Origin of the sequence: Saccharothrix sp., assembly GCF_031180885.1 — a bacterium.
Lineage (GTDB): Bacteria > Actinomycetota > Actinomycetes > Mycobacteriales > Pseudonocardiaceae > Actinosynnema.
Genome location: NZ_JAPSLK010000027.1, coordinates 22,130 through 46,298, shown reverse-complemented (window position 1 = coordinate 46,298; position 24,169 = coordinate 22,130). Strand labels below are relative to the sequence as shown.

Below are 24,169 nucleotides of genomic sequence, written 5' to 3'. Positions count from 1 at the left end.
CACTTCGACCCCGAGCAACGCAGTTTCCTGGACGGGCACCCGCGGCCCGACGCCGTTCCCCTCCCGCAGTTGGAGGGCGTCCTCTCGACCAGCGAGGCCGACCTCGCCTGGGCTGCCGAGGACTTCGGTCGAGTCGTCCGCCACCGCCCCATGGCCGTAATGCACGCCGCATCACGACACGACGTCGCAGCCATCCAGCGGTTCGCCCGCGCTCACAACCTGACCGTCGTTCCACGTGCACAAGGCCACTCGACCAACGGCCAAGCTCAGGCCCCAGGCGGGATCGTGCTCGACCTCAACCAACTGGAGACCATCCACCACATCGCGGACGACCGCATCGTCGTCGATGCCGGGGCCACATGGAGCAAAGTCGTCACCGCCGCACTCGCCCGTGGCGCAACTCCCCCGGTACTCACCGACTACCTGGAACTCTCCGTCGGCGGCACGCTCTCGGTCGGAGGGTTGGGCGGAGCGAGCCACCAACACGGTGCCCAGACCGACAACGTCCTGGAACTGGAGGTCGTCACCAGCGACGGCACCCTCCACAAGTGCTCGCCCACGGTCGATCCCGACCTCTTCGACGCCGTCCGCGGCGGCTACGGCGAACACGGCGTCATCGTCCAGGCCACCCTGCGCCTGATCCCCGCGCCGACCCACACCCGCACCTACCGGCTGCGCTACCGGCGCCTGACCGACTTCTTGGCCATGCAACGCAGCCTCGCGGTCGAACAACGCTTCGATTACCTGGAGGGCCAGGCCAAGCTCGAAGACGACGGCAACTGGACCTTCGTCCTCGAGGTCGCCCACTTCTTCACCCCTCCGGCGCAGCCGGACGACACGCTGCTGCTCGCCGGGCTCGCCACGGCCGAGATCGAAGTCAGCGACACCACCTACTGGGACTTCCTTAACCGCATCGCCGACGACGTCGCCCTCCTTCGCCGCATCGGTCCGTGGCAAGACCCGCACCCCTGGAACAACCTCCTCGTACCCGACAACGCCGTCGAGGAGATCGTCACGGAAACACTGTCCGAAGTGGACCATGAAGCTCTCGGCGACACCGGACTGGTCCTCCTCTACCCCATCCCCCGCGTCCGGCTCCGCACACCGCAACTCGCCCTGCCGGCCACGCCGGTCATCTTCCTGCTCGCCGTGCTTCGCACCGCCCCGCCGAACTCACCGGACATCCTCAACAGGATGATCGAACACAACCTCCGAGCACAGGCCCTCGTCACTGCGTCCGGAGGAACGGTCTACCTCCGCAGCCCGCGAACCGCAGGGACGACACCGACGCTTCTCTAGTATTCGGAGCCTTTCGCAGGCCGCGACGCCGCTGCAACCGACGCTTCGACCACCACAACGGCTACAGGTACCGCGGTTGCGCCACAACCTGGGGATCGGTCCTGTTCCTCCGTTCAGGGCGCCGGCAGCCACCGGCGTGATCGACAGCGGGACTTGAGCCACGACTATTCGCTATTCCTTCGAGAACGAATACAGCCATCCCTTGTCGCGGTGAGCAATGGTTCCCACACTGAACTTGCCTCCAAGGGCCGCGGCCTCGACACGGGATTCAACTCAGGGTCACACGCAAGCGCATCAAATCCCCGTTCGAGTGACACCGCCACCGATCGAGGGATCGGTGAGGCAAATCAAGCTACTACTAGTGCGGGGAGGAGAATCGATGTGCGTCTCACGACACTTCATGTGGCCGCCCACGCGAACCTCTCGAAAACCCTTGTTCCTTCCGGTGAGCGGAAGACATCCGACAGGCATCGGCGAGGTGCTGACGTGCATGGTGGTGACCTCCGGGCTCGTCGCGCTGGTCGGGTACCGGTTCGCCGGGTCTCCAGAGTTGCCCGCAATGTGCTGGTTCGCGGCCATCGGCGTGCGCCTCATCCAGCTCGACCTGGTCAGCCGCCGCCTTCCCCATCTACACGTCGGGGCGATGGTCCTCGGCGGTCTACCGCTCCTCACCCGCGCAGCCCTTGTGGAGGACGACCTCGGCGGACTGCTTCGGGGGCTGACCACCGCGAGCGTGTTGTTCATCGCTATGCACCTGGCGGTGAGTCGCGGCGGCATCGGCGGAGGTGATGCGAATCTGCTGGCCGCTGTCGGGCTATACCTCGGTAAGGCCGGGTGGGAGCAACTCGTCCACGGGCTGGCGGCTGCCGTGGCATTGGCCGGCTGCGCGGCGTTGGCATTGGTCACGCTCCGACGGGTCTCCAGCCGCGATCCGATCGCGGTTGGCCCCGCGATCTTCGGCGGTGCGCTCATAGCACTGCTGCCATGACACCGCGGAGGACGTCGATGTGTCTTCCCTTCCGCTGCAATGACAACGACCTGAGGAGTGACATGCACGTGTTCCACAGCGCCGCGACCGCGCTGGTGGCCCTCATCACCGTCACGGCGTGCAGCCCGGCGACTTCCAGCTCGCCCGCGCAGTCGGGCACGCCCGCCGGTGCGGATGCTTCCTCCCCCACCGAGGCGTCCGCACCGGCACCCGAACCGCCGGGTGGCGAGGAGGCTGCGCTGACCGCCTACCGCGGCATGTGGCAGACGTTCGCCGATGCCGCGGCCACAGGTGACTGGACGTCCGCCCGCATGGCGCAGTTCGCGACCGGCGAAGCGTTGTCCACCTTGACCCAAGGGGTCAAAGCCGATCACGACCGCGGCTGGATCAGCCGAGGGCAACCGGTCCTCAATCCTTCGGTGAAAGCAGTGACGCCGGCCCACGATCCGAAGGAGGTGTTGGTCTTGGACTGCGGGGACTCCACGAACTGGATCAGGTACGAGTCGGGCAGCGGGCGACACGTTCCGGACGATCCGAGGGGACGGCGGCGTATCGAGGCGATCGTGACCAAGCAGGGGGACGGCGCATGGCGAGTCGTGAAGTTCGCGGTGAGTGGGATAGGGACATGTTGACGCGCGGAGCGGTAGTCGTGGCGGTCTTGCTGTCGCTCAACTCCTCCGATGCCTTGGCGGACACCTGGGGCAACGTCCACTGTGACGTGGCAACGTGCGACATCGGTGCCGGTATCGGGCAGCAACCGGGATGGGACGTCGTTCCTGGAGACCCGCTTGCTGGCGGCGAAGACCCGTTCGCTGGATGTCGTCGTGTTCCAGTGAACGGAGCACCGCCACCTGACGCGGGTGAGACTGGCGGCTGGTTCATGGTGTTGTGCTCTCCTGACGGCAAGGACCCGTTGTCGCACGGTCCGGTGTGGATAGTCGACTCCCCCGACGAGCCGATTTCACCCGCAAGCCTGGCGCAGATTGCGCGGGCCCGTCTTCGGTTGCCCTCGCCAGGGATCGCGGTGAACCCGGCTGGGGACCAATTGGTGAACCTGCCCACGTGGATGTGGTTGTCGAGCGGCTGGACGTCAACCTCGGCGACCGCTTCGGTTCCCGGTGTGTCGGTGACGGCGACTGCCGCCGCGTCCTCGGTGATCTGGTCAATGGGCGACGGGTCGGTCGTGACTTGTTCCGGCCCGGGCACGCCCTACACCTCGGGTATGGACCCGAAGGCTCCATCTCCTGACTGTGGCCACGTGTACCGCCGCTCGTCCGCCAGCCAACCCGAGCAGGCGTTCCCCGTCACGGTGACCGTGCGCTGGGCCGTGTCGTGGTCGGGTGCCGGCCAGAGTGGCGTGTTCCCCGACATGAGCACGTCGAGCACTGTCGGCCTCCGCGTCGCGGAGGCGCAGGCCCTCAACAACGGCGGCTGACCGCCTTCTTCCTACCGGATCTCCGCTCGCCGAAACCGTTTCGACGACGCGGCGCACTACACCCATGCCTGGAGGACAGGCTATGAACGAGACTCTGACGACATCTGGCCAAGGCCGTCGAACAGCGAGCGACGGACAGTGGCTCGGCAAGAGCGCGACGACGGCCACATCGCGGCTTCGCGGAGCGGCCCGCCGTCGCAGTGTTCCGCACCTGCTTCTGGGAGTGCTGCTCCTGCTGGGTTGTGTCGGTGGGTTCGTGATGGTCTCGATGAAGGCGGACCACCGCGATCCCGTGTTGGCGTTGGCCCGTGACGTCCGTATCGGACAAGTCTTGTCGGCGGGAGACCTGCGGGAGGTCCTCGTCGCGGTGGACGCAGGCGTCGCGGTAGTTGCGGCGCGCGACGCCAGCGCGGTGGTGGGGAGGTCGGCTGCGGCGAGCCTTCCCGCCGGGTCGCTGCTATTCCCCAGTGCCATCGGCCTGGCAGGGAATCCCGAAGCTGGCTACGGGATCGCCGCGCTGGCGCTCAAACCCGGACGGTTCCCGCCCGGCCTTGCGGCGGGCTCGACGGTGGTGTTGGTGCACGCCCCAGATCAGTTGGCCGCCGGCGGTGCTTCGACCGCAGTGCCCTCGTGGCAGGCGGTGGTCCTGGACGTGTCCAGCACGCCTGGCGACCAGGCGTCGGTGGTGACGGTGCAGCTGCGTGAGTCGGCGGCCCGTGAGGTTGCTGCCGTGCCAGCGGGTCACCTGGCGGTCGTGGTGCTACCCAACGGAGGTCGCTGATGTTGGTGTCGGTCGTGTCGTTGAAGGGCTCTCCCGGTGTGACCACCTTCGCGGTGGCTTTGGCGGCGTCCTGGCCGTCGGCCGGCCGCGCGCTACTGGTTGAGGCGGACCCGTCAGGTGGTGACCTGGCCGTGCGGTTGGGTGTGCCTGCGGCACTGGGTTTGGTCGGTGTGGCCGCTGCAGTGCGGCATGGCTGTGATGCCGAGGCGTTGTGGCGTCACTCCCGGCAGTTGCCCGGCGGGTTGGGAGTGGTCGTCGCGCCGCCGGACGCAGAGCAGGCGAGCGGGGCATTGCGCGCGCTCGCAGAAGGGGTCGACGTGATTCGTGCGGCGGCAGACCAGTCCGACACAGTTGTAGTGGCCGACTGTGGTCGGATGGATCCCGGGTCATCGGCGATGGCGATCGTGCAGCGCTCGGACGTGGTCGTTCTCTTGTCCCGCGCGCATGCTGAGGACTTGGCGCACCTGCTCAACCGGCTCGACGCGGTCGGTCGTTGGGGTCGGCGTGCGGTATTCCTGCTTGCGGGCACTGGGTACTCGACGGTCGAGGTCGCGTGGGCGCTGGGTGTGGCACCCCTGGGTCGGGTGCCATGGGACCGCGTCGGCGCAGCCGCATTGTGGGGCCGGTCGAGGAGAGGGCTGGCGCGCTCCGCGCTCGGGCGGTTCGCGCACAAGCTCGCGGTCGAGCTGACATCCCGAACGCCGGAACCGGCAGAGCTTTCCATTGTGCCGCCGAGCGCTCAGCCGGCTGCGCTTGCTGTTGCGACGAAAGGCGATCTTGAAGGGCGGTGGACGCCATGACCTCCCGGTCGTCCGCTTCAACCGTGGCGAGCGAGTCGGAGGCTGTGGCGCGCCTGCGGCAGTTCCTCCGCTCCCAGCTGAACACCGAACTGGCCCAGCGGGTCGGCGACCAGGCCACGTCGAACGGGTCTCGTCGTGAGTGGGCGGCTCGAACGCTCGGCGAAGCGCTGCGGGTCCACACCGAGCAGGAACTCGCCGCGGGCCGCCGCCTGCTGCCCTCGGAGGTGGAGCAGCGCGTCGTCGCCGAGGTCGTGAACGACCTGTTCGGCCTGGCCGGGCTCCAGCCGCTGCTGGACGACCCGACCGTCGAGACGATCAACGTCAACAGGTTCGACCGGGTCTTCGTCCAGTACGCCGACGGCCGTCGCGCCCAGTTCGAGCCCGTGGCCGGCTCCAACGAGGAGCTGACCGAGCTGGTGCGGCTGCTGGCGGCGCGGGCGTCGAGTCAGGAACGCCGGTTCGATCCGGGTAGTCCGGCGGTCAACGTCCAATTGCCGGGCGGCGAGCGGATGTTCGCCGTCATGGCCCTGACCGCCGGTGGTGTGACCGCGCTGTCCATCCGCCGCCACGGCTACCTCTCGGTCACCCTGTCCGAGCTGCGCCGCCGGGGCACGCTCGACCGCGGCCTGGAGCAGTTCTTGCGGGCGCTGGTCAAGGCACGCAAGAACATCCTCATCACCGGCGGCACGGCGGCGGGCAAGACCACGCTGCTGCGCGCGCTGGCGGGCGAGATGGACCCGTTGGAGCGCATCGTGACCATCGAGGACGCCTTCGAACTCGGGCTCGACCACGATCCGGACATCCACGCCGACGTCACCGCCCTCCAGGCCCGCGAGCCCAACGTCGAAGGGGTCGGCGCGGTCAGCCAAGCCGATCTGGTGCGGTGGGCGCTGCGCATGTCGCCGGACCGCGTGATCGTCGGTGAGATCCGCGGTCCCGAGGTCATCCCGATGTGCAACGCCATGAGCCAGGGCAACGACGGCTCGATGGCCACCCTCCACGCCAGCAGTTCCCGAATCGCGTTCACCCGGCTCGCCTCCTACGCCGCCCAGGGCGTCGAACGGCTACCGGTGGAGGCGACGACGATGCTGGTGGCCGGGGCGGTGCACTTCGTGGTGCACCTCACGCGCACTGCGGACGGTCACCACCGAGTGGTGTCCTCAATCCGCGAGGTCGTCGGCGCCGATGGCCCTGAGGTCGTGTCCAACGAGGTGTTCCGTCCAGGTCCCGATCGCCGTGCCCGGCCTGTCGCCGGGGCCCTTCGCGGGGAGACCGCCGAAGACCTCCAGGACGTCGGCTTCGACCGCGAGCTGCTGGAACGGCCGGAGGGCTGGTGGCTGCCATGATCCCATCGAGCCCGGCTGTGGCCGCGGTGCTGGGTCTTGGAACAGCGGTCGGCGTGCTACTGGCGATCCGTGGGTGGCGCGGCGGGCCTCAACGTCGACCGCGTCGTCCTCCGGCCGACCCCCGTCGAGCACGCCGCTGTGCACTGGCGGCCGTCGTCGGAGGGGTCGTCGGACTGTTGACCGGGTGGGTCGTCGGCGCCCTCCTGGCAGGGCTCGCGTGCTGGAGCCTTCCCCGCGCATTGGGCCGCGATCCTGGCCACACGCGCCGCGTGGAACGCATCGAGGCGATCGCGTCGTGGGCGGAGATGCTGCGGGACACCCTGTCGGCCGCCGCCGGGCTGGAGCAGGCGATCTTGGCCACCGCGCCGCTTGCCCCCTCGCCGATCCGCGAGGACGTAGGCGAACTCGCGGCGGGCATCCGGACCGGCGAACGCCTCGAACCCGCTCTGCGTCGCTTGGCTGACCGGTGGGAGGACCCGGTCGGCGACCTCGTCGTTGCCGCGCTGCTCCTGGCCGCTCGTCAGCAGACCCTTCAACTGGCCGAGTTGCTCGGCTCGTTGGCCGACGCCGCTCGCAGTCAGGCCACGATGCGGATGCGCGTGGAGGCCGGCCGCTCCCGGACGCGGACTTCCGTGCGGGTCATCGTCGGCACTACCGCGACGTTCGCCGCCGCTGTGGTCGTCCTCAACCGCGATTACCTGGCTGCATTCGACGGCATCACCGGTCAACTGGTGCTGCTCATGATCGGAGGTTTGTTCGCGGCAGGCTTCGCCTGGCTGGCCCGGATCGCGCGGATCGCGGAGCCGGAGCGGTTCCTGTCCGCCACGACCGCTTTGAGCGCGGGAGGGCAGCAATGAGCACGGCCATCGCGCTCGGTGCGGGCACCGGCCTCGGCCTGTGGGCGTTGGCGGTCTGGTTGTTCCCACCACGTCCGTCGCTCAAGACTGCCCTCGTCCACGCGACTTCCCCGGCGGTGTACACGACCACAGCCGACCGGCACCCGCGCGTTGTGCGGCCAGTGGTGGGACTGCTGCGTGGGCTCGGACTTCCCGGCGTTCGGGTGGAGCGTGATCTGGCAGTTACCGGCAGGTCGGTGTCCGCTCACCTCGCTGAGAAGGTCGCTTTCGGCATTGCCGGGCTGTTGGTTCCGATGCTGGCGACGATCGGCCTCGCCGCTGTGGGCTTTGCTCCGGGTTTCGGGGTCCCGCTGATCGCCGGGCTGGTGCTCGCGGCCATCGCCTTCGTTGTACCGGACTTGAAGGCCAGGTCCGCGGCGGCGCGGATGCGAGCCGGCTTCCGCCTCGCCCTGTCCGCGTACCTCGACCTCGTGTGGATCACGCTGGCTGGCGGCGCCGGGATCGACAGCGCGCTCAACGACTCGGCCAGGACCGGAACCGGATGGGCGTTCGACCTCATTCGGCGCGCTTTGGAGACGGCTCGGCTGACGCGAACCACGCCGTGGGCCACGCTTCGGCGGCTCGGTGAGGAACTCGACGTGACCGAGTTGACCGAACTCGCCGCCTCCGCCGACCTTGCGGGTGTCGAAGGGGCCAAGGTCCGCTCGTCGTTGGCCGCCAAAGCCCGCGCTATGCGCACCCGTCAGGTGATCGAGGCTGAAGGCGAAGCACAAGCCGCCACCGAGCGCATGAGCCTGCCGGTGATGGCGCTGTTCCTCGGGTTCCTCGCCTTCATCGCGTATCCAGCGCTAATCCAAGTCCTCAGTGGACTATGACGAACGGAGATTGTCATGCGTGCACTTATCGACCCTTGGTGGACATTGCTTCGTGCGCAGTGGGAGCGGCTGCGCAGCCACTCGGACGCCGGGTACTCCACCGAAACCGTCCTGGTGACCGCGCTGCTCGTGCTCGGGGCGCTGACCGTGATCGCGATCGTCATCGCCAAGGTCACCGAGAAGGCCAGCGGAATCACGTTGTGATCCTCATGAGCGACAAGGGAAGAACGCGCAGGCCGTGGTTGCGTCGTCTTCTGCGGCCCCGGGAGGATCGCGGCTCGGCCAGCGCCGAGCTGGTGGTCGCCGCCCCGCTGCTGCTGTTGACGCTGATGGCGATCGTGCAGTTCGCGCTGTGGTCCCACGCCACCCACATCGCCCAGTCCGCCGCGTCACGGGGCCTGGCGACCGCCCGGGTTCAAGACGGCACGTCCACGGCGGGAAGTGAAGCCGCGCAACGAGTGCTCGACCAGCTCGCGGCCGGGCCGCTGCGCAACGCGACCGTGACGTCCGAGCGCGGCGCGGACAGGGCCGCTGTCGCGGTCCGTGGAGTGGCAACCCCGGTGCTGCCGTTCCTGAGTCTGCCGGTACACGCCGAGGCGACGGGGCCCGTCGAACGTTTCGTCCCGGATCTGGAAAGCGGGTGAGAGAAGATGTCCACCCCGACGACGGCGCGACCAGACGACGGTTCCGCAGCGGCCGAAGTCGCGATCGCCGCGCCGTTCCTGGTCATGCTCCTGGTGTTCGTGGGCGCCGTGATCCATCGCGGCGTGGACGCTCGCATCCGGATCGACGACGCCGCCCACCAGGCGGCACGCGCTGCCAGCATCGAGCGCACTCCGTCCGCAGCCGCCACCGCCGCCCAGGCCGCCGCGACGAGCGCCCTGGCGCAGGCAGGGGTCGTGTGCACGTCCTTGTCCGTGAGCGCCTCGACCGGCGAGCTGCGCCCCGGCGGTGCGGTGGGCGTGTCGGTGACGTGCCAGGTGGACTTCGGCGACGCGCTCATCCTCGGCGTGCCCAGCGGGAAGACGCTCTCGGCCAGCGCGGTCGAGCCGGTCGACCTCTGGCGTTCCACACCGAACGCGAGGTCGGCGCCATGACCCGTCGTGTCCTCCGGTCGTCCGCTGACGAGGGGCGAGCGACCGCGTTCGTCGTGGTGATCGCCACCGGAATGCTTGCCATGGCCGGGCTCGTCCTCGACGGCGGCCTCGCGCTGGCCTCACATGTGCGGGCAGGCGGCAGGCGGAAGCCGCCGCCCGCGCCGGAGCCCAAGCGATCGACCTGTCGGCTTACCGGTCGACCGGGACGGTGCGGCTCGTTCCCGAGCAGGCCGTTGCCGGTGCCCAAGCCCACCTGGCCGCCGAAGGTGCCGTCGGCACAGTCACCGTCTCCGCTGACACCGTCCTGGTCACCGTCAGCCGCGCTCAGCGCACCCAGCTACTCGGACTGATCGGCATCGGCTCGCTCCAGGTACACGGCACAGGCAGCGCCCGACCGGTCCACGGCGTGACCGCGATCGACCCATGACACCCAACCCCCCAGGAGGAATACACCATGGCGACACCCGAGGAGATCCGCCGACGCGTCGAGACCGCGGACACCGCCCGCAGCACGCGCCGAGCCGACACCGCGCAAAAGATCGCCGAACTCGCCCAGCAACGGGCCCAGATCGTCCAGCAGCTCGGCGAGGTCGATCGTGCACTCGCAGCCGTGCTCGCCGAGGCGCAAGACGTCATGGACATCGACGAGCTGGCCGAGTTCACCGATCTCAAACCCGCAGACCTCAACCAGTGGCTCGGACGACGCAGGTCCGGACGGGGCAAACGCACGAAGACCGCGAGCGAGCGTGGCGACGCGCGCCGACCTTCCTCCGGCGCGCGATCTCCGATCCCGGAGCAGTCGCCCACCCGGCACGACGGCCGGAGTTCGACCGCACTCGCAGGAGTGGCCGGGGAATGAGGTGACAACGTGCGGACGTCGCTTGCCGCCGCGGCGCTGGCCACGCTCTTGGCGGGCCTGCCGTGGGCGCTCACGCACTTCATCGGCTGGCCGCTGCCCGACCGCCTCCCGTCTTGGGAGCAAGTCCGCGACGTCCTGCTGGGACCGATGACACCAGCGTTGCTGCTGGACGTCCTGACCGCCGCGACCTGGCTGGCGTGGGTGTTGTTCGCCCTTGACGTCACACGCTGCGCCACGACGATCGCCCGCGGCAGGCGACTGCCGGACCTGTCAGCCGTCGGACCGGTGTACCGGATCGCGGCCGTGCTCGTCGGCACGCTCCTGATCCCCATCTCCGAACACGTCATCGAACAAGAAGTCCCAGCAGTCGCCGCGTCGTCAAACACGTGGGGCAGGCCGACCGCCGCTTCACACGAGGAATGGCCACGTGCAGAGGAGGAGGCTCCCCGCGCGAAGTCCGCAGTCGTCCAGCCGTACGACCCCGAAACCGATGTGTACGACTCGCTGTGGAGGATGGCCGAACGCACCCTGGGCAACGGCAACCGGTGGCCCGAGATCTTCGAACTCAACAAGGGCAAACCGCAACCCAACGGCGACACCCTCACCCAACCCAGCCTGATCTTCCCCGGCGAAGAGATGATCTTGCCCGCCGACGCGACAACCGCCACGACACCCGACCCTCAGCCATCTCCGCCAGCCCCGACACCGACAGCCCCAGCCGTGCCGGCGACAACGCCAGCCCCCACCACAACGCCACCCACGAGCGCCCCAACGACGGCAAGCACCGCACCTTCGGGCGAACCGGGGTTCAGGTGGGGCGAGGAACTGTTCGTCGGGCTGGGTCTGGCTTCCGCGGTGAGCACGGCCCTCGTGGTCGTTCGCCGGCGGAACCGCCGCCGGTACCGGCCAGGCAGTCGCGATCGGAGCGACCTGCCTGTCGCACCTGTGGTTTACCAGCTCCGGCTGGCGCACCTACGCACGAGCCGTGATGATCGCGACTTCGACGAGCCGGACGTCGCCAGCCGACCTCCGCTGGTGGTGCCAGGGTCCGACGGCAGCTGTGACGAGCCGGGTGTCGTGCCAGCCGGGGTTCGGGATGGTCGTGAGATCGCCGTGGACCTGGCCGCGCTGCACGGCCTTGGGCTGATCGGCGCGGGCGCCTCCGCAGCAATCCGCGCGCTGGTCGTCACTGCCCTGGCTTCGACGTCCAACGCCGAGGGCGCGCGGGTGGTCGTGCCCGCCGAGGACGTCGAGCAGCTGTTCGGTCGGCAGGTTGCCCGGAGTTCCCTGCCGGCGAGCGTGTGCGTCGTGTCGGACCTCGATACCGCGCTGGACGTTCTGGAGACGGAGACCCTGGTGCGCGCCAGCCGACTTCCGCTCGACGACCGCCATGGACCGGTCGTGCTGGTGGCGCGCGTGCCCGGACCGCAGTCCCGGCGGTTGCAGGCGGTGCTGGACAACGGGGCCGGTGTCGGCGTGGTCGGGCTGTTGCTGGGCCAGTGGAGTCCGGGTGTGACCGCCTACGTTCGCGAGGACGGGACCGTGTCGGCGACGAGCCCCGGCCCCGGCGAGCCTTTGCGCGGCACCAGCATGTTCCGCTTGGGTGATCACCACGCCCGAGAAATCCTTGACCTGCTGCTCCTGGCGCATTCGAACGAGCCCGACGAAGCCTCGGCCGCCGACGCCGAACTCGAACTCCTCGATGGCGAGGACGACCGACCAGCCGCCGACACCAGCGCCGTCAGTCCGCCACCTGACGTGACGAAACCACCGGTCGGCCAGCCACCTGCGAGCAGCGAGGCGGCCCCGGCGCCGTTGCGGATCACGGTGTTGGGCCCGCCGCGGGTGTGGTGGCGTCCCGGGGCTATCGATGAGCAGCGCGAGGTCACTTCAGCGTTCCAGCCACGCGTGCGAGAACTGGTCGTGTTCCTGGCACTGCACCTCGAGGGCGTGAACCGTGACGCGCTGACATCCGCGCTCTGGCCGAACAGCCGCCCGGACAAGACAACCAACGCCCTGAACTCCACCATGAGCCGGCTCCGCCGATGTGTGGCCGCCGCGACCGAAGGATCAGTCCCCGACATCATCCTCGTCGGCGAGGGTCGCTTCAGGCTCAACACGGCCCTCGTCGAAGTCGACTACTACCGCTTCACGACCGCCGTCGCCCGACGCCGCACCGCGACGACCGACCGGCAACGGGCAGAGGCGTACCGCGACATCGTCGACTCCTATACCGGCCCGCTGGCCGACGGACTCGACGCCGAATGGATCGAAACGCCTAGGGAAGCAGTTCGCCGGGACGCCATCGACGCCGTGGCAGCTCTCGCCCGCACGCTGATCGACCAAGACCCGCAAAGGACACTCGACCTGCTGGAGGTGGCGCGCTCCTTCGACCCGCACAACGAGCTGATCTACCGGGACATCATGCGATTGCAGGAACGCCTCGGGCAGTTGGACGCCATCCCACGCACGCTCGACCTGCTGACCGCCCGACTCGCCGAAATCGACGAGCGCCCCACCGAGCACGCTTTCAGCCTGGCCGCACGCCTGCGCGCACGCAGCGACACCGAACAAGTCACGCAGCCAGCGGGCGACTGAAAGACTTCCGCGTCTTCCGCATCGATCGAATACGAGAGAGGTATCCATCCTCCGTCGTTGTACCGGTTTTCAATCGACCGGCCGTCAATGCTAATGTGCAAACACATCGAGCAGGATCGCATCATTCACCAAGACAGAAGATGAGTAGAACGTGCGAAGATCCTCACTCGCGCACCCGAAAAGGCATTGGGGAGTGCCGGCGCGGCAGCCGCGAGATGCACCGACTGCAACGGTCGGGACGCGTGCGACCCATCCTCCGCGAGGCGACCGAGGTGCAGACAGAGGATCACACTGGGGATCAGGTCGGGGATCAGGTTAGACCGGTGCCCACGCAGCCGGAGAAGGTGCCGGAAGGCGGGACGGCAAGGGGCTCGCCGTCCTCCCAGACTCGCTTGACCACAAGCAGGTGGAGACATCGGGCCGGGTGGCGGGCTGGCTCCTCGGAACTCTCTGGGGCCGGTCCAGCAGGCGGTCACCTGCCGCTCTCGCGGCCATCCACCTTCCTTGATTCCTGCCACCCCATTCCCTCTCACTTCAGTCAGCCCGTTTGCATTTTGCATTGTCATCGCGCGAACGAAATCGACCGGTTCGCATTCGCGCGGCGTTCGCGCATGTCGCGCGATTGGCGAAATCCTTTCAAGTACAAGCTGCCGACATTGCAACCAAAAGAGTCTTGAAAAAGTCCGTCAAACCGGTTGCACACCGCCACAAGTCGAGCAACAATTGAATTGGCAGACGGGACGGGGCGGAAACGCCGACCACATCCCGGCAATCATTTCCCAAATCCACGCGTGGCGTGAGCCATGCCCGCACATCAGGGGTCCGACATGACAACCGAACAGTTCCCGGGCGTGCGTCCGGACATCGCCCGCGCATGGCAGAACGGGTGTTTCGAACTACCGTCCACGGGTTGCCCGGGTTGTTCGGACGGCCGACGGTTTTTGCAGGTGGCACCCGCCGGCTCAGTTTACCGACAAGACGAGATCATCGACATCCACGACGTTTTTTGCACGGAACTTCCCCCGCCCGGTCCCGCATCCGACTACTACCGCCGGTAACCCGCCCGGTCCCCACCGCGCCGAACCGAACACCCGCGACCGGAAAGGGGTTGCGACGATGTCCGCTCCCACACCACCTCCGACGCCACCGCCCGCGTCCACGTCGTCCGCACGGCTGCGCAATGGGCAACTGCGCGCGATGGTCGCCCGGGTGCTCGCCGATGCTCCCGCAGGGTCGACGCTCACGCCGCGCGCGATCGCGCGCACGCTCAACCGGTCCTCGGGCGCGGTGGGCAACGCCTGCCGGGTGTTGGCTTCGCGGCGTGAGGCGGAGGTCGTGTCGGGCTCGCCGTTGGCGTACCGGGCGACCGCGACCACGTCCACGGTCGCCGCCGTCGCGATCATTGCCGGGACCCCGCCGCCGCCCCGGAAACGCCGCTCGAAGGCATCCTCCACGACGTCCCCACCCCCGCCGGCGGTGTCCTTGTCGACTGCGGCGGTGACGGGTCCGGTCATGCGACCGAACGGGATGGCGTACCACCCCCGCCGGTTGTCCGGGATGCCGGACGTCACGGCGTTGCGGAAGTTGCGTGAGGCGGGCGTCGCCGCGCTGATGTACGGACCGCCGGGGACGGGGAAGACCTCGGTGGTGGAGGCGGCGTTCCCGGACCTGATCACGGTTCAGGGCGACGGCGACACCACGGTCGCCGACCTGGTCGGCGAGTACACGCAAACCGGCGACGGGCGCTACGTTTTCGTGCACGGACCCCTGGTCCGCGCGATGCGCGAAGGTCGGACGCTGTTCGTCGACGACGCGACCCTGATCCCGCCGACCGTGCTCGCCGTGGTCTACCCGGCGATGGACGGGCGCAGGCAGATCATCGTCAAGGCCAACGGCGGCGAAGTGGTCGACGCGGCACCCGGGTTCTACGTGGTCGCCGGCCACAACCCCGGGGTTCACGGCGCGGTGCTCACCGACGCCCTGTCCTCCCGGTTCAGCGCGCAGATCCGGGTGTCCACCGACTACGACCTCGCGACCCAACTCAAGATCGACAAACGGGCGGTCACCGTCGCCCGCAACCTCGCCACCCGGCAGTCCAACGGCGAGATCGGGTGGGCACCGCAACTACGGGAACTGTTGGCGTTTCAGAAGATCGCCGGCGTGTTGGGCGTGGGTGCCGCCGCCGGGAACCTCGTGGGCACCGCCCCGGAAGAGGACCGCGACACCGTCGCCGCCGTCGTACGCCAAGTGTTCGGATCCCCGTTCGAACCGCTCGCACTCGGTTCCCGCATCTGACCACCACACCAGCACCGTCCCGAAAGGACAGACCCGATGAGCGCGCACATCACCGCCGACCCGACCGCGACCGGCACCGCCGTGTTCCCGGCACGCCCGGAATGGCTCACCCTGTCCGCCGCGTTGGCCGGCGAGGTGCCCCTGATCGCCGACCGCGAGGGCATCGTGGTCACCATCGCGCCCGGTGCGGGCAACGGTGCTGCGGCGTGTTTCTACCCCACCCTCGACCTGATCGAGGTGGACGGCGACCACCTCAAGATCGACCCCGCGACCGCCGACCCCGCCAACCCGTCCGACCGGACCCGCTACGCAGGCGTGTGGGGCGCGCTCACCCACGAATGCGGACACGCCAAGCACACCACGTGGAAACCACCCGACGACACACCGCCGGACGTGCTCGACGCCGCGAAGTTGATGGAGGAGCCCAGAATGGAGGCGGCACAGGTCCGCCGCCGCCCCGACGACCGACACTGGCTGCGGGCGTGCACCAAGGAGATCGTCGCCGCCGACTTGTTCGACGATCCCGACGAGCCGCCGCAGATGACCAAGTACAACGCCGCGCGGTCCGCCACCCTGCTGCTGGGACGGGTCGACGCCGGCATCCTCACCCGCGCCGAAACCGCGCCGCTGACCTCGGTGGTCCGAGGCGTACTCGGCAAGGACACCCTGCGCGAACTACGGGCGTTGTGGCGTGAGGCACTGCGCACCGCCGACGACGACGCCGACACCATGGTGGAACTAGGCCGCCGATGGTGCGAGATCGTCGCCACCGACCCTGAATCCGACCCGTCCGGCACACCCGACCCGTCCGGCACCTCCTCGGAGCCGACGCCGTTGTCCGACGCCATCGACGCCGTACTCGGCAAAGTCGCCCGCGCGGTCGCCAAACACCGCCTCCCCCAAGATCCCGCCGCCCGCGCCGCCGATGAACGCGCGCGCGAGTCCGCCGCCGCAACAGCGGCCGAACACGCACGCGAGGTCGTGTTCGACTCGTCCGAACCCGGTGACGGCACGACCGAGACCGCCGGCACCCGCCCGCCCACCGCACAGGAACGCAACGCCGCACGCGTCCTCGGCCGGACGTTGACCACCGCCGGAATCCGTGACCGCGTAGCGGTGAAGACCGCCTCGCCCGTCCCGCCCGGACGGCTGCGGATGCGCGGGGCCCTGGCCGCCGACGCCCAACGCGCCGCCGGCGCGCTGCCCACCGCCGCACCGTTCACCCGCACCACCCGCACCCCGGTCCCGACACCACCGCTACGGCTGGGCATCGCCTGCGACGTGTCCGGTTCCACTCACGCCGTCACCAAAGCCGTCGCCTCCACCGCCTGGATCATCGCCAACGCCGCCCGCCACACCACCGTCCCGACCCGGACCGCAACGGTGATCTTCGGTCACCACGTCCGCCCGATCACCCGCCCCGGCACCACCCCGGCCGAGGTCACCCTGTTCGACGCGCGCGACAACTGGGAGGACATTCCCACCGCCATCGACGCCATCGACGGCGCACTCGGCCTGTCCCGCCCCGACGCCGCCCGCCTGCTGGTCATCGTGTCCGACGGCGACTTCCGCGAGCAGCCTCGCAACGACGGGCAGAAACGACTCGACCGGTTGCGCGCCAGAGGTTGCGCCGTCCTGTGGCTGACCCTCAACCACCGCGACACCCCACTGGCCGGCGCGACCGTCCACCGCCTGACCCACCACGAAATCCAAACGATCCCCCACCGCCGGGGCAGCGTGACTCTCTACTGCTCGTGCGGATGGGTCAAGGACTGCCCGACCACCACCGACGCGGACACGCACACCGCACACCACCTCGCCACCGCACCACCCGCCACCGACATCGCCAAGGCAGTCGGCCGCGCGGCCGTCGCCGCCCTCCGCACCGCCCGCTAAACGCACGGGAGGAACATCATGCTGGTCAACCACGACTGGGAACCGGGCGTGTGGATCAACGGACGCCGCTCCGAAGATCCTGCCGGGACCGACTGCTTCGGCGCGTTCGCCCACAGCGCGCACACCGACCTGATCACCGCGCGCGACACGGGCGAACTCCCCGACCACGTCGAGTTCACGGTCGGTGCCACCACCCTCAGCAAGCTGTGGAACGACGACGGCGAACCCTCCTCGATGCTCCTGACCGTCCGCATCAACGGCCTCGCCACAGTCGTGGTCGAGGGCGCACATGAGGCGTTGGTATCCGGTGACGAGGCAGCGGGCGACGTCGCAGCCGCCGTCGTCGGGGTCGAAGACGTGGGGTTCGCCGACCGGTACGGCGCAGTCCGGGCACCGCTCGATGAAGTCGATCAGGGGTGGCGATGGTGTCCGGGGATCGGTGGTCTCGTTGTGCACCACGGCGTTGTCTCCTCGTGTTGGTGATCGGCGGTCACTGGTCGGCGGCGTGGGGGAGGTAGCAGTCTTCGTCGCACTCCTGGGTGCCGGTGGTGGTGATGAAGGGGCAGTCGTCGCGGTGGGCTTGGGTGAAGGTGACGCTGCCGTCGTCGTGCTGGATGATGTGCAATCGGTTGCCGTGGGTTGTCGCCCAGGTGATGTCGTCCGGGTCGACGCGGTGTTGGCTGTCATAGCCGTGGGCGTTGGCCAGGAGCGCGCTGATCGCGTCGAGCAGGTGGGGCGTGAGGGCGGGGGCGCTGGTGGTCGGGGGCGCGAGGATCGCGGCGGCGCGGCGGATGAGGCGTTCTGCGGTCTTGCCGAGGAACGTGTCGGCGGTGAGGTCGGTGCGTGGGTGCGGGGTGTCGTACCACCATTCGACCGTTGGTTCGTCGGCGAGATGGGTCCACGTGCCGTAGTCGTTGATCATTTCGACGTGGGCGAGGCTTTGCTCGGCGTAGAAGTCGCGGTGGACGGTGGCGCGGACGGTGCGTCCGGTGATCTCGACGGTTCGGACGAGTCGGTAGTAGTCGCGGTGGGTTTCGGCGGTTTCGTCGCGTTCGACGATGGCGGCGGTCATGGCGTTGTCTCCCTTGGTTTCCTGAACGCGGTGGGCCGGGGTTGGTTGGTCAGAAGCCGAGTGAGTGTGGGCTGTAGTCGGTGGGTTGGTGTTGTTCGTCGACGAGGAACACGAACCCGGCGTACTGGTGGTAGCGGTCCGGGGGGATGTGTTCGACGGCGAGGCGGTCCATGGTGGAGATGGCTTCACGCTTGAGGCTTTGGCGCACGGCGGGGTCTGCGAGGGTGGGTTGGAGGCGGACGCTGATCAGCGTCCCGGCCGGTGTCGCGTCCTGTGCTTCGACGTGGGCGAGGCTGACGGTGATCTCGATGTGTGCGGGGAGGCGTCCGGCGGTGCGGGCGGCGACCAGGTCGTCGTGGACCTGGTGGGCGAAGTTGGTCATGGGGTCGTCGGTGAGGGTGGAGGCCTGTCCGTCGATCCACACGCCGGGGGTCCAGGATTGATCGATGAGCATCGGTGGCTCCTGTGGCGGGGTGGAAGGTCACAGGCATTCGATGAGTTGCCGGCTGCCTTCGGCGGTGCGACGCAGTTCCTCCTGGGACACAAGCGGACGACCGGGGCGGAGGAGGTTCGCTACGGGGTGGCCCGGTGCGGTGTCGTCGAGGTGGGCTAGGGCGGCGTCGGTGAGGCGGTGGTCGCCTCGGATGAACGCCGACATGGCCAGGAGTGCGGCCGGGTTGGCGCGCGCCGGGGATGGGCTTGCGGCGACGAGTTCGATCCACAGTTTCTCGGCCGCATCGGCGTGCTCGCCGACGGCGAACGACAGGCAGCAGTCGTGGACCATGTTGTCGGACAACGCCAAGGTCAACTCGGCGACCTCGAAGTCGGACAGGCGTGTGGTTCGTGTGGCGGCTTGTTCGACGTGCGTGTGGACCATGTCGTAGCGGGAGCGGTGCACGGTCGGCCGGTCGGGTTCGGTCGGGCCGGCCGCCTTGGTGTCGTCGAAGTGGGAGGCGAGGCTCAACATGACGGCGGCGCGGTCGAGGAGGATGTCGTCGGGGTCGGGGATCAGCGCTGCGGTGGTGGTTGTGCGTGTCGTGGAGCGGTGGGTGGCCCAGACGCGGCGGCCGTCGAAGGTGTAGATCCAGTCGGCGTGGCGATCGTCCTCCCACGGCCAGGGCCAGCCGTCGACCGGCATGTGCGCGGTGGTGGGTTCGCCCTCACCCCACACCGACAGCAGGTCCGAGACCGCGAACAGGAACTCCTTGAGGTCGGTGGCCTCCAACATCAGGTGTCCACAACGGACATTGCGAAGCGCGGCGGATGAAATGTCGCCACCGTGCAGCGATCCCAACCAACGTGGCGGGTCGGCGTTGTCGGGTGCGTGGTAGAAGTCCGCGATCACACCCGATTGCGGTGCGGTTCGAGCGGTGTCCCTGATCATTTCCCTTCACTTCCCGTTGTCCGTCGGGATTGGTTTCGGCCGAGGGCGTTTGTGGAGGTTGTGTGGGTACCAAGGTCCGTCCCGGGAACCGGTCTCGTCGCCGAACACGAGTGAACCGGCGTAGTGGCGGTGTAGGTTGGGTGGGGAGGTGTTCGGCACCGCGCCGATCGAGGATGCGCATGACGATCTTGGCGACGTGTGGGCGGATGGGGTGGTCGGCTGTTCCGGCCAGGACACGTGGACCGGCTGGTGGCCAGGCCACCTCGACTGCGAACGACTCGGCTGGATGATCGGCCCCGGCCTCCCCGACCTCGCCCGCCTCCTCACCCAAGCCGTCTGGGACCCACAGGACCACATCTGGACCGCCCCACCCGACCACGGCCGGCCCCGATGACCACCACACCCGGCCTCGCCGTCCGAGCCGTACGCGCCGCACGAGCCCACCGCGCCGCCGACCCCGACGGGTTCCGCCACCGCCACGACACCCAGGACACATGGAACCGCTGGGCACGCCGCGCCCGAGTCACCCGCACCCTGGCCACCGCACTACAGGTCCCCGTCGACGCCGTCCTCGTCACCGACGACCCACACCGCACCTACCCCACCCGCACCGGACCGGTCCCCGGTGACCTGATCACCATCACTGACCCGCCCACCGGCCGCACATGGCAGTTCATCCCCGACCACACCACCCCCGGCCAGGCATGGCTCCTCCTCGCCCCCTGCCCGGACTGCACCACCCAGATCCCACTCACCCGCATCGCCACCCTCACCGACCTCGGCAACCACCTCGACCCCCGCACCCACACCCACCTGGCCGACCACGCACGCGACCCCGCCCACCACAACCCCGACTGCACCCTCGTCCACCCAACAACCACCACCACACCCCGCGAACCGCTGTTCACCCCCGTCGACAACACCGACGACCTGCGGTGCACCCTCTGCGGCGCGATCAACACCGCCGAAGGCGAGTCGTTCGAGAGCATCGGCGGCACCACGGAACGGCCGGAACGCTGCACCGCCTGCGGCACCACCGACGGCGACTGCGACCTCTCCGCCCTGATCTGACCACCCGGCGAGAACGGCGTTCCACCGGACGTGTGACCACGACGGGGTGGTCGACCGGCACAGACGACTTTTTGTCGGTGGTGCTCGATACCGTCCGCCCATGAGTCTCACGTCGGGACTGGGATCGCCGCAGACTCCCCTCCGGCGGTTCCTGGATCGTGAGTTGTCCGCCGGCACGCGGCCGTTGCGCGCGAACTACCGTGCTCGGCTGGCGACCCCGCACCTGGTGCTGCCGGGCGAGGGCGTCGGAAACGAGGCCGGAACCGTCGGAACGGCGGTCGATCAACGATTGCGCCTGGCGTTCACCACCGCCGACCCGGTCGACCTGGCCACCCGAGCCGGCGTCCTGCTGAGTGACGAGTACGCGTCCGAGCCGGACCTCTACGGACACCGCGCGCACGTGAACACGGTGCTGGCCGCTCTCGGTCGCGAGCTGATCGCCGCGATCACCGCACTCGTCGCCGACCTGGCGCTCGACGACCGCAGCCGGCCCCTCACCCGTGTCGACGAGGACGAAGAACGCCTGGCGCGGATGCTGTTGGTCGCCGCCTGGTACGCGCTGCGGTACCGAGTACCGATCGCGTTTCCCGAGACACCGCTGTTCAAGGCCGTCATCGCCGACCCCGGCGGGTTCACCTTGCCGCGGATGCTCGCCATCCCACACCACGACCTCGTCGACGACGTCCTGGCGCAACTCGACCTCGCCCAGCACGGCCCACTCGCCGCACTGCGCTCTGCCTCGACGCCGAATCGCTGCCACCCAGGACCGACCTTCGACGGAAGCCACCACGTCACCGCGGACGCCGACCTGATCGTCGACGGCCTGCTCCTGGACTTCAAGAGCACCCGCCGCATCCACGACTTCCCGCAACTCACCATGCAGCAACTGCTCGGCTACGCCCTGATGGACTACGGAGACCACTACGAGATCGACGCGGTGGGTGTGTACCTCACCCGCGCCGGTGCTCTGGTCAGCTGGCCCGTCGAGGACTACCTGCACCTGCTCGGCGCCCGCCGCCGAGACCTGAGCGACTTCCGCACGGTGTTCGCCAGCTTGCTGAGCCACCCCGCCTGCCCGGCCGACTCGGTCCCGACGCCGGAACAACGCATCATCGTCGACCACCTCCTCGCAGAACTGGCCACGCGCATCGCCCGCGGCTGCTGCCCGGTATGCGGCACCGGCCTCGACGACGCGGCACACCGAATGAGGCGGCGCTACTGCTCGCCACACTGTGCCAACCGCGCTCCGACGCTTCGACGCCACGGCTGGCTCGGATGAACACCGCCACGCCAGCACACAGGCTCTGGCCGGATCAGGGCGACGTGAGCGTCCCAGGAACGCCGTTTAGGGACGGGACTACGCGCTTGCGTGCCTAACACCGGCCCGGAAGGCCCCAGCCCCGGGAAAGGATCGACTCCCCGCGAGACCCTCCGCCGGGCCCGGGTCGCGCGATATGATCGGTCGGTGCTCGCGGGTTGAGGGTGGCAGTCGAACTCTTCGCCACGGGAGCAGTGGATCCCACGAGTCTGTGGTCGCTCGGGACCGCCTTCGCAGTGTGGTTGTCAGCAGGATGGATCGGCCGGAAAGCAGAACGCATGTTCCGGGCCGAACTGGTAGCCGACGACGAGCAGGACGAAGGAGGTGGTCGCCGATGACCAAACCGAACAACGCTCGGCACGACAAGATCAACGTGCGGAACTACGCCAAGCGGGGAGCGCTCCTCACCGCGTGGCTCGTTGCGAGGGCGGTCCAAGACGACCAACGAGACCAGATCGTGTGGGCTCTACTGCCACCCTGAGCCCGCGAGGCAGCGGCCGAGAACGGCCGCGCTCGCACCAGTCCAGCCGGACGAACGAGCGCTGGGCATAGCGAAGCCCACCGTCCTCAGTCTCTTGGCCGGAGCGTGGAGCGGTGGGCTTCCCGTCCGAACTACCAGCGGAAACCGGTGTTCGGGTGCCGGACCATCGATCCGGACAGTGGAAAGGTGCGCGCTCCGGCGGTCCCCGGTCACGTTACTCGTGTGATGAGGATCACACTTCACGGCGCGACTGTCGCGGTTCCCCTGACAGTGTCAACCGCCAGACTGATCCCCACGAGTCCTTCGTCCTCAGTCTTCTTGGCCGGAGCGGGGCGGCGGGCTTCCCGTCCGAACACACAACTGGAGATCGAGATGTTCCGACTGTCCCCGCCCACACCCGTGGGCGGCCTCGAACGTACCCTGCCGCGCCCCAGCCCCGTGTGGGTCGTGGTCGTCCTCATGTTCGGCACCGGGTGGGAGACCGCGCAGCCCGCGGTGCTGCTCGGCGCGCTGGCGATGCTCGTGCTGCTGACGCTCAACACCACATTGGCACCGCACGGCGCCTGAGATGGGCTCGACGGCCGCCGGTGTCCCGGTCCCGAACGTTCGGGACCGGGACACCGGCGTGCCCAACACCGACCGACACGCTCGCCACGCGCAACTGCTCGCCGACGCCAAGAACGGCGACCGGGCCGCGCTCGACGCACTCGTAGCCGAACTGACCCCGCTGATCTGGCACGTCGCCCGCGCCGCCGGGTGCACCCAGCCCGAGGCCGAGGACGTCGTGCAAAGCACCTGGCTGGCCCTGCTCGACCACATGCAGCGCATCCAGGAGCCGAAGTCGTTGGCGGGCTGGCTGGTCGTCACCGCGCGTCGCATTGCGCAGCGCCTGCGGTCCTCACAGGTCGCGCTGGACAGAGTGGCCTCGTCCTTGGTCACCGAGCAGACGGCCGCCGGCACCCACGTCGTCGAAAGCCCCGAAACAGGCCTTGTGCAGGACGAGGACCACGCCGCCCTGTGGCGAGCATTCGCCCGACTGCCCGAGCGAGGACAGGAGCTGCTGAGGCTGCTGACCAGCTCCGGGACCAGCTACGCCGACGTCGCGCAATCGTTGAACATGCCGGTCGGCTCGATCGGCCCCGCACGCACGAGGACGTTGAACCAACTGCGGAAGCTGCTGGAAGAGGAACACGGCCGCGACACCAGCGGCGACAACACCACGGCCTGGACGGTGCTCAAGCAGTGGGGCGTCGCGACCGATGACCAGGCGCGCACGGTCAGGGCGTTCATCGACCGGCAGCGGCGGAGGTTCGACAACCCCAACTACGGCGTGCTCCGCCGCCCGATCCCCGGTCTGGAGAAGAACCGCCTCGAACTGGCCTTGGACGAGCCGGACGCTGTCCCGGTGATCCCGGACCTGATGCCGGAGAAGGAACGCGCCGCGATGCGGGCCTTCTTCCACGCCAGCGGCGCCCGGGTGGTCCGAGCGGTGCTCGACGACCTGCGCGCCGAGTTCCCCGACGTGCGCCGCCCGGAACACCGACGGGGCCGCAAGGGAGCGCAGAAGGACCTCCACGAGCTGTACCAGGCACTCAGCGTGGTGACAGCCGGAAACCCAGGGACCGTGGCAAAGACGCCTCATGCCAGCAACACGCGCAATCGGTGAGCCTGAACACGGCTTCGGGTCCTTCGTGTGACCGCCGCACCCTGTGCCCCG

Annotated in this window: 27 protein-coding genes; 23 read left to right on the top strand and 4 right to left on the bottom strand. The window is 68.9% G+C overall.

The annotated features are described in order from the left end of the window. The first annotated feature begins 69 nt into the window (after positions 1-69). The 15 genes from RIN75_RS26435 to RIN75_RS26365 all read left to right on the top strand — a co-directional run bounded on the left by RIN75_RS26435 (position 70) and on the right by RIN75_RS26365 (position 12,935). Positions 70-1,299: an FAD-binding protein gene (locus tag RIN75_RS26435; RefSeq protein ID WP_309114726.1), complete on the top strand. Its 1,230-nt coding sequence runs from the start codon at positions 70-72 to the stop codon at positions 1,297-1,299. 490 nt (positions 1,300-1,789) lie between these two features. Continuing rightward, positions 1,790-2,287, top strand: coding sequence for a prepilin peptidase (locus RIN75_RS26430; RefSeq protein WP_309114725.1), 498 nt, complete (start codon positions 1,790-1,792; stop codon positions 2,285-2,287). Between the two features lie 62 nt (positions 2,288-2,349). Then, positions 2,350-2,919 (top strand): hypothetical protein, encoded by a 570-nt coding sequence (locus RIN75_RS26425; RefSeq protein ID WP_309114724.1) that lies wholly within the window; start codon positions 2,350-2,352, stop codon positions 2,917-2,919. Positions 2,920-2,936: 17 nt separating this feature from the next. Further along, positions 2,937-3,722 (top strand): hypothetical protein, encoded by a 786-nt coding sequence (locus RIN75_RS26420; protein ID WP_309114723.1) that lies wholly within the window; start codon positions 2,937-2,939, stop codon positions 3,720-3,722. Positions 3,723-3,804: 82 nt separating this feature from the next. Beyond that, positions 3,805-4,503 (top strand): SAF domain-containing protein, encoded by a 699-nt coding sequence (locus tag RIN75_RS26415; RefSeq protein ID WP_309114722.1) that lies wholly within the window; start codon positions 3,805-3,807, stop codon positions 4,501-4,503. Continuing rightward, positions 4,503-5,303, top strand: a complete 801-nt coding sequence (locus RIN75_RS26410; protein WP_309114721.1) for a chromosome partitioning protein — start codon at positions 4,503-4,505, stop codon at positions 5,301-5,303. The genes RIN75_RS26415 and RIN75_RS26410 overlap by 1 nt, the downstream gene beginning before the upstream one ends. Beyond that, positions 5,300-6,649 (top strand): CpaF family protein, encoded by a 1,350-nt coding sequence (locus tag RIN75_RS26405; RefSeq protein WP_375296024.1) that lies wholly within the window; start codon positions 5,300-5,302, stop codon positions 6,647-6,649. The genes RIN75_RS26410 and RIN75_RS26405 overlap by 4 nt, the downstream gene beginning before the upstream one ends. A gap of 269 nt (positions 6,650-6,918) precedes the next feature. Beyond that, positions 6,919-7,506: a type II secretion system F family protein gene (locus RIN75_RS26400; protein ID WP_309114719.1), complete on the top strand. Its 588-nt coding sequence runs from the start codon at positions 6,919-6,921 to the stop codon at positions 7,504-7,506. Then, entirely contained in the window at positions 7,503-8,381 is an 879-nt protein-coding gene (locus RIN75_RS26395; RefSeq protein WP_309114718.1) for a type II secretion system F family protein, read from the top strand. The genes RIN75_RS26400 and RIN75_RS26395 overlap by 4 nt, the downstream gene beginning before the upstream one ends. A 15-nt stretch (positions 8,382-8,396) precedes the next feature. Next, on the top strand, positions 8,397-8,585 hold the full coding sequence (locus RIN75_RS26390; RefSeq protein ID WP_309114717.1) for a hypothetical protein: 189 nt from the start codon (positions 8,397-8,399) through the stop codon (positions 8,583-8,585). Positions 8,586-8,590: 5 nt separating this feature from the next. Continuing rightward, complete coding sequence (locus tag RIN75_RS26385; RefSeq protein WP_309114716.1) at positions 8,591-9,025, top strand: TadE/TadG family type IV pilus assembly protein; 435 nt, start codon at positions 8,591-8,593, stop codon at positions 9,023-9,025. A gap of 6 nt (positions 9,026-9,031) precedes the next feature. Beyond that, entirely contained in the window at positions 9,032-9,478 is a 447-nt protein-coding gene (locus tag RIN75_RS26380) for a TadE/TadG family type IV pilus assembly protein (protein WP_309114715.1), read from the top strand. 208 nt (positions 9,479-9,686) lie between these two features. After that, positions 9,687-9,905 carry a hypothetical protein gene (locus RIN75_RS26375; protein ID WP_309114714.1) on the top strand — a complete coding sequence of 73 codons (219 nt, stop codon included), beginning with the start codon at positions 9,687-9,689 and terminating at the stop codon, positions 9,903-9,905. A gap of 27 nt (positions 9,906-9,932) precedes the next feature. Beyond that, the gene (locus RIN75_RS26370; RefSeq protein WP_309114713.1) at positions 9,933-10,337 is read left to right on the top strand and encodes a hypothetical protein; all 405 of its coding nucleotides are present in this window, start codon (positions 9,933-9,935) and stop codon (positions 10,335-10,337) included. Positions 10,338-10,496: 159 nt separating this feature from the next. Further along, positions 10,497-12,935: a BTAD domain-containing putative transcriptional regulator gene (locus RIN75_RS26365; protein WP_309114712.1), complete on the top strand. Its 2,439-nt coding sequence runs from the start codon at positions 10,497-10,499 to the stop codon at positions 12,933-12,935. A 962-nt stretch (positions 12,936-13,897) separates the two neighbouring features. Here the strand turns inward: RIN75_RS26365 and RIN75_RS26360 are convergent. Next, positions 13,898-14,389 (bottom strand): hypothetical protein, encoded by a 492-nt coding sequence (locus tag RIN75_RS26360; RefSeq protein WP_309114711.1) that lies wholly within the window; start codon positions 14,387-14,389, stop codon positions 13,898-13,900. 58 nt (positions 14,390-14,447) lie between these two features. On the opposite strand from RIN75_RS26360, the gene RIN75_RS26355 reads away from it, so the two are divergent. The 3 genes from RIN75_RS26355 to RIN75_RS26345 are packed head-to-tail and all read left to right on the top strand — an operon-like array spanning position 14,448 to position 17,609. Beyond that, entirely contained in the window at positions 14,448-15,230 is a 783-nt protein-coding gene (locus RIN75_RS26355) for an AAA family ATPase (RefSeq protein ID WP_309114710.1), read from the top strand. Positions 15,231-15,266: 36 nt separating this feature from the next. Continuing rightward, a complete protein-coding gene (locus RIN75_RS26350) occupies positions 15,267-17,126 on the top strand; it encodes a hypothetical protein (RefSeq protein ID WP_309114709.1) in 1,860 nt (619 codons plus the stop codon). 18 nt (positions 17,127-17,144) lie between these two features. Continuing rightward, on the top strand, positions 17,145-17,609 hold the full coding sequence (locus RIN75_RS26345) for a hypothetical protein (protein WP_309114708.1): 465 nt from the start codon (positions 17,145-17,147) through the stop codon (positions 17,607-17,609). Positions 17,610-17,616: 7 nt separating this feature from the next. On the opposite strand, the gene RIN75_RS26340 is transcribed toward RIN75_RS26345, so the two are convergent. The 3 genes from RIN75_RS26340 to RIN75_RS26330 are packed head-to-tail and all read right to left on the bottom strand — an operon-like array spanning position 17,617 to position 19,426. Further along, the gene (locus RIN75_RS26340; protein ID WP_309114707.1) at positions 17,617-18,198 is read right to left on the bottom strand and encodes a hypothetical protein; all 582 of its coding nucleotides are present in this window, start codon (positions 18,196-18,198) and stop codon (positions 17,617-17,619) included. A 49-nt stretch (positions 18,199-18,247) separates the two neighbouring features. Then, a complete protein-coding gene (locus RIN75_RS26335; protein ID WP_309114706.1) occupies positions 18,248-18,652 on the bottom strand; it encodes a hypothetical protein in 405 nt (134 codons plus the stop codon). A gap of 27 nt (positions 18,653-18,679) precedes the next feature. Beyond that, positions 18,680-19,426 carry a DUF4192 domain-containing protein gene (locus RIN75_RS26330; protein ID WP_309114705.1) on the bottom strand — a complete coding sequence of 249 codons (747 nt, stop codon included), beginning with the start codon at positions 19,424-19,426 and terminating at the stop codon, positions 18,680-18,682. Between the two features lie 304 nt (positions 19,427-19,730). On the opposite strand from RIN75_RS26330, the gene RIN75_RS26325 reads away from it, so the two are divergent. The 5 genes from RIN75_RS26325 to RIN75_RS26305 all read left to right on the top strand — a co-directional run bounded on the left by RIN75_RS26325 (position 19,731) and on the right by RIN75_RS26305 (position 24,118). After that, positions 19,731-19,976 carry a hypothetical protein gene (locus RIN75_RS26325; RefSeq protein ID WP_309114704.1) on the top strand — a complete coding sequence of 82 codons (246 nt, stop codon included), beginning with the start codon at positions 19,731-19,733 and terminating at the stop codon, positions 19,974-19,976. Then, positions 19,973-20,653, top strand: coding sequence for a hypothetical protein (locus RIN75_RS26320; RefSeq protein ID WP_309114703.1), 681 nt, complete (start codon positions 19,973-19,975; stop codon positions 20,651-20,653). The genes RIN75_RS26325 and RIN75_RS26320 overlap by 4 nt, the downstream gene beginning before the upstream one ends. A gap of 100 nt (positions 20,654-20,753) precedes the next feature. Continuing rightward, on the top strand, positions 20,754-21,932 hold the full coding sequence (locus RIN75_RS26315) for a hypothetical protein (protein ID WP_309114702.1): 1,179 nt from the start codon (positions 20,754-20,756) through the stop codon (positions 21,930-21,932). Positions 21,933-22,824: 892 nt separating this feature from the next. After that, positions 22,825-23,019: a hypothetical protein gene (locus tag RIN75_RS26310; protein WP_309114701.1), complete on the top strand. Its 195-nt coding sequence runs from the start codon at positions 22,825-22,827 to the stop codon at positions 23,017-23,019. 1 nt (position 23,020) lies between these two features. Beyond that, positions 23,021-24,118, top strand: coding sequence for a sigma-70 family RNA polymerase sigma factor (locus RIN75_RS26305; RefSeq protein WP_309114700.1), 1,098 nt, complete (start codon positions 23,021-23,023; stop codon positions 24,116-24,118). Positions 24,119-24,169 lie beyond the last annotated feature (51 nt).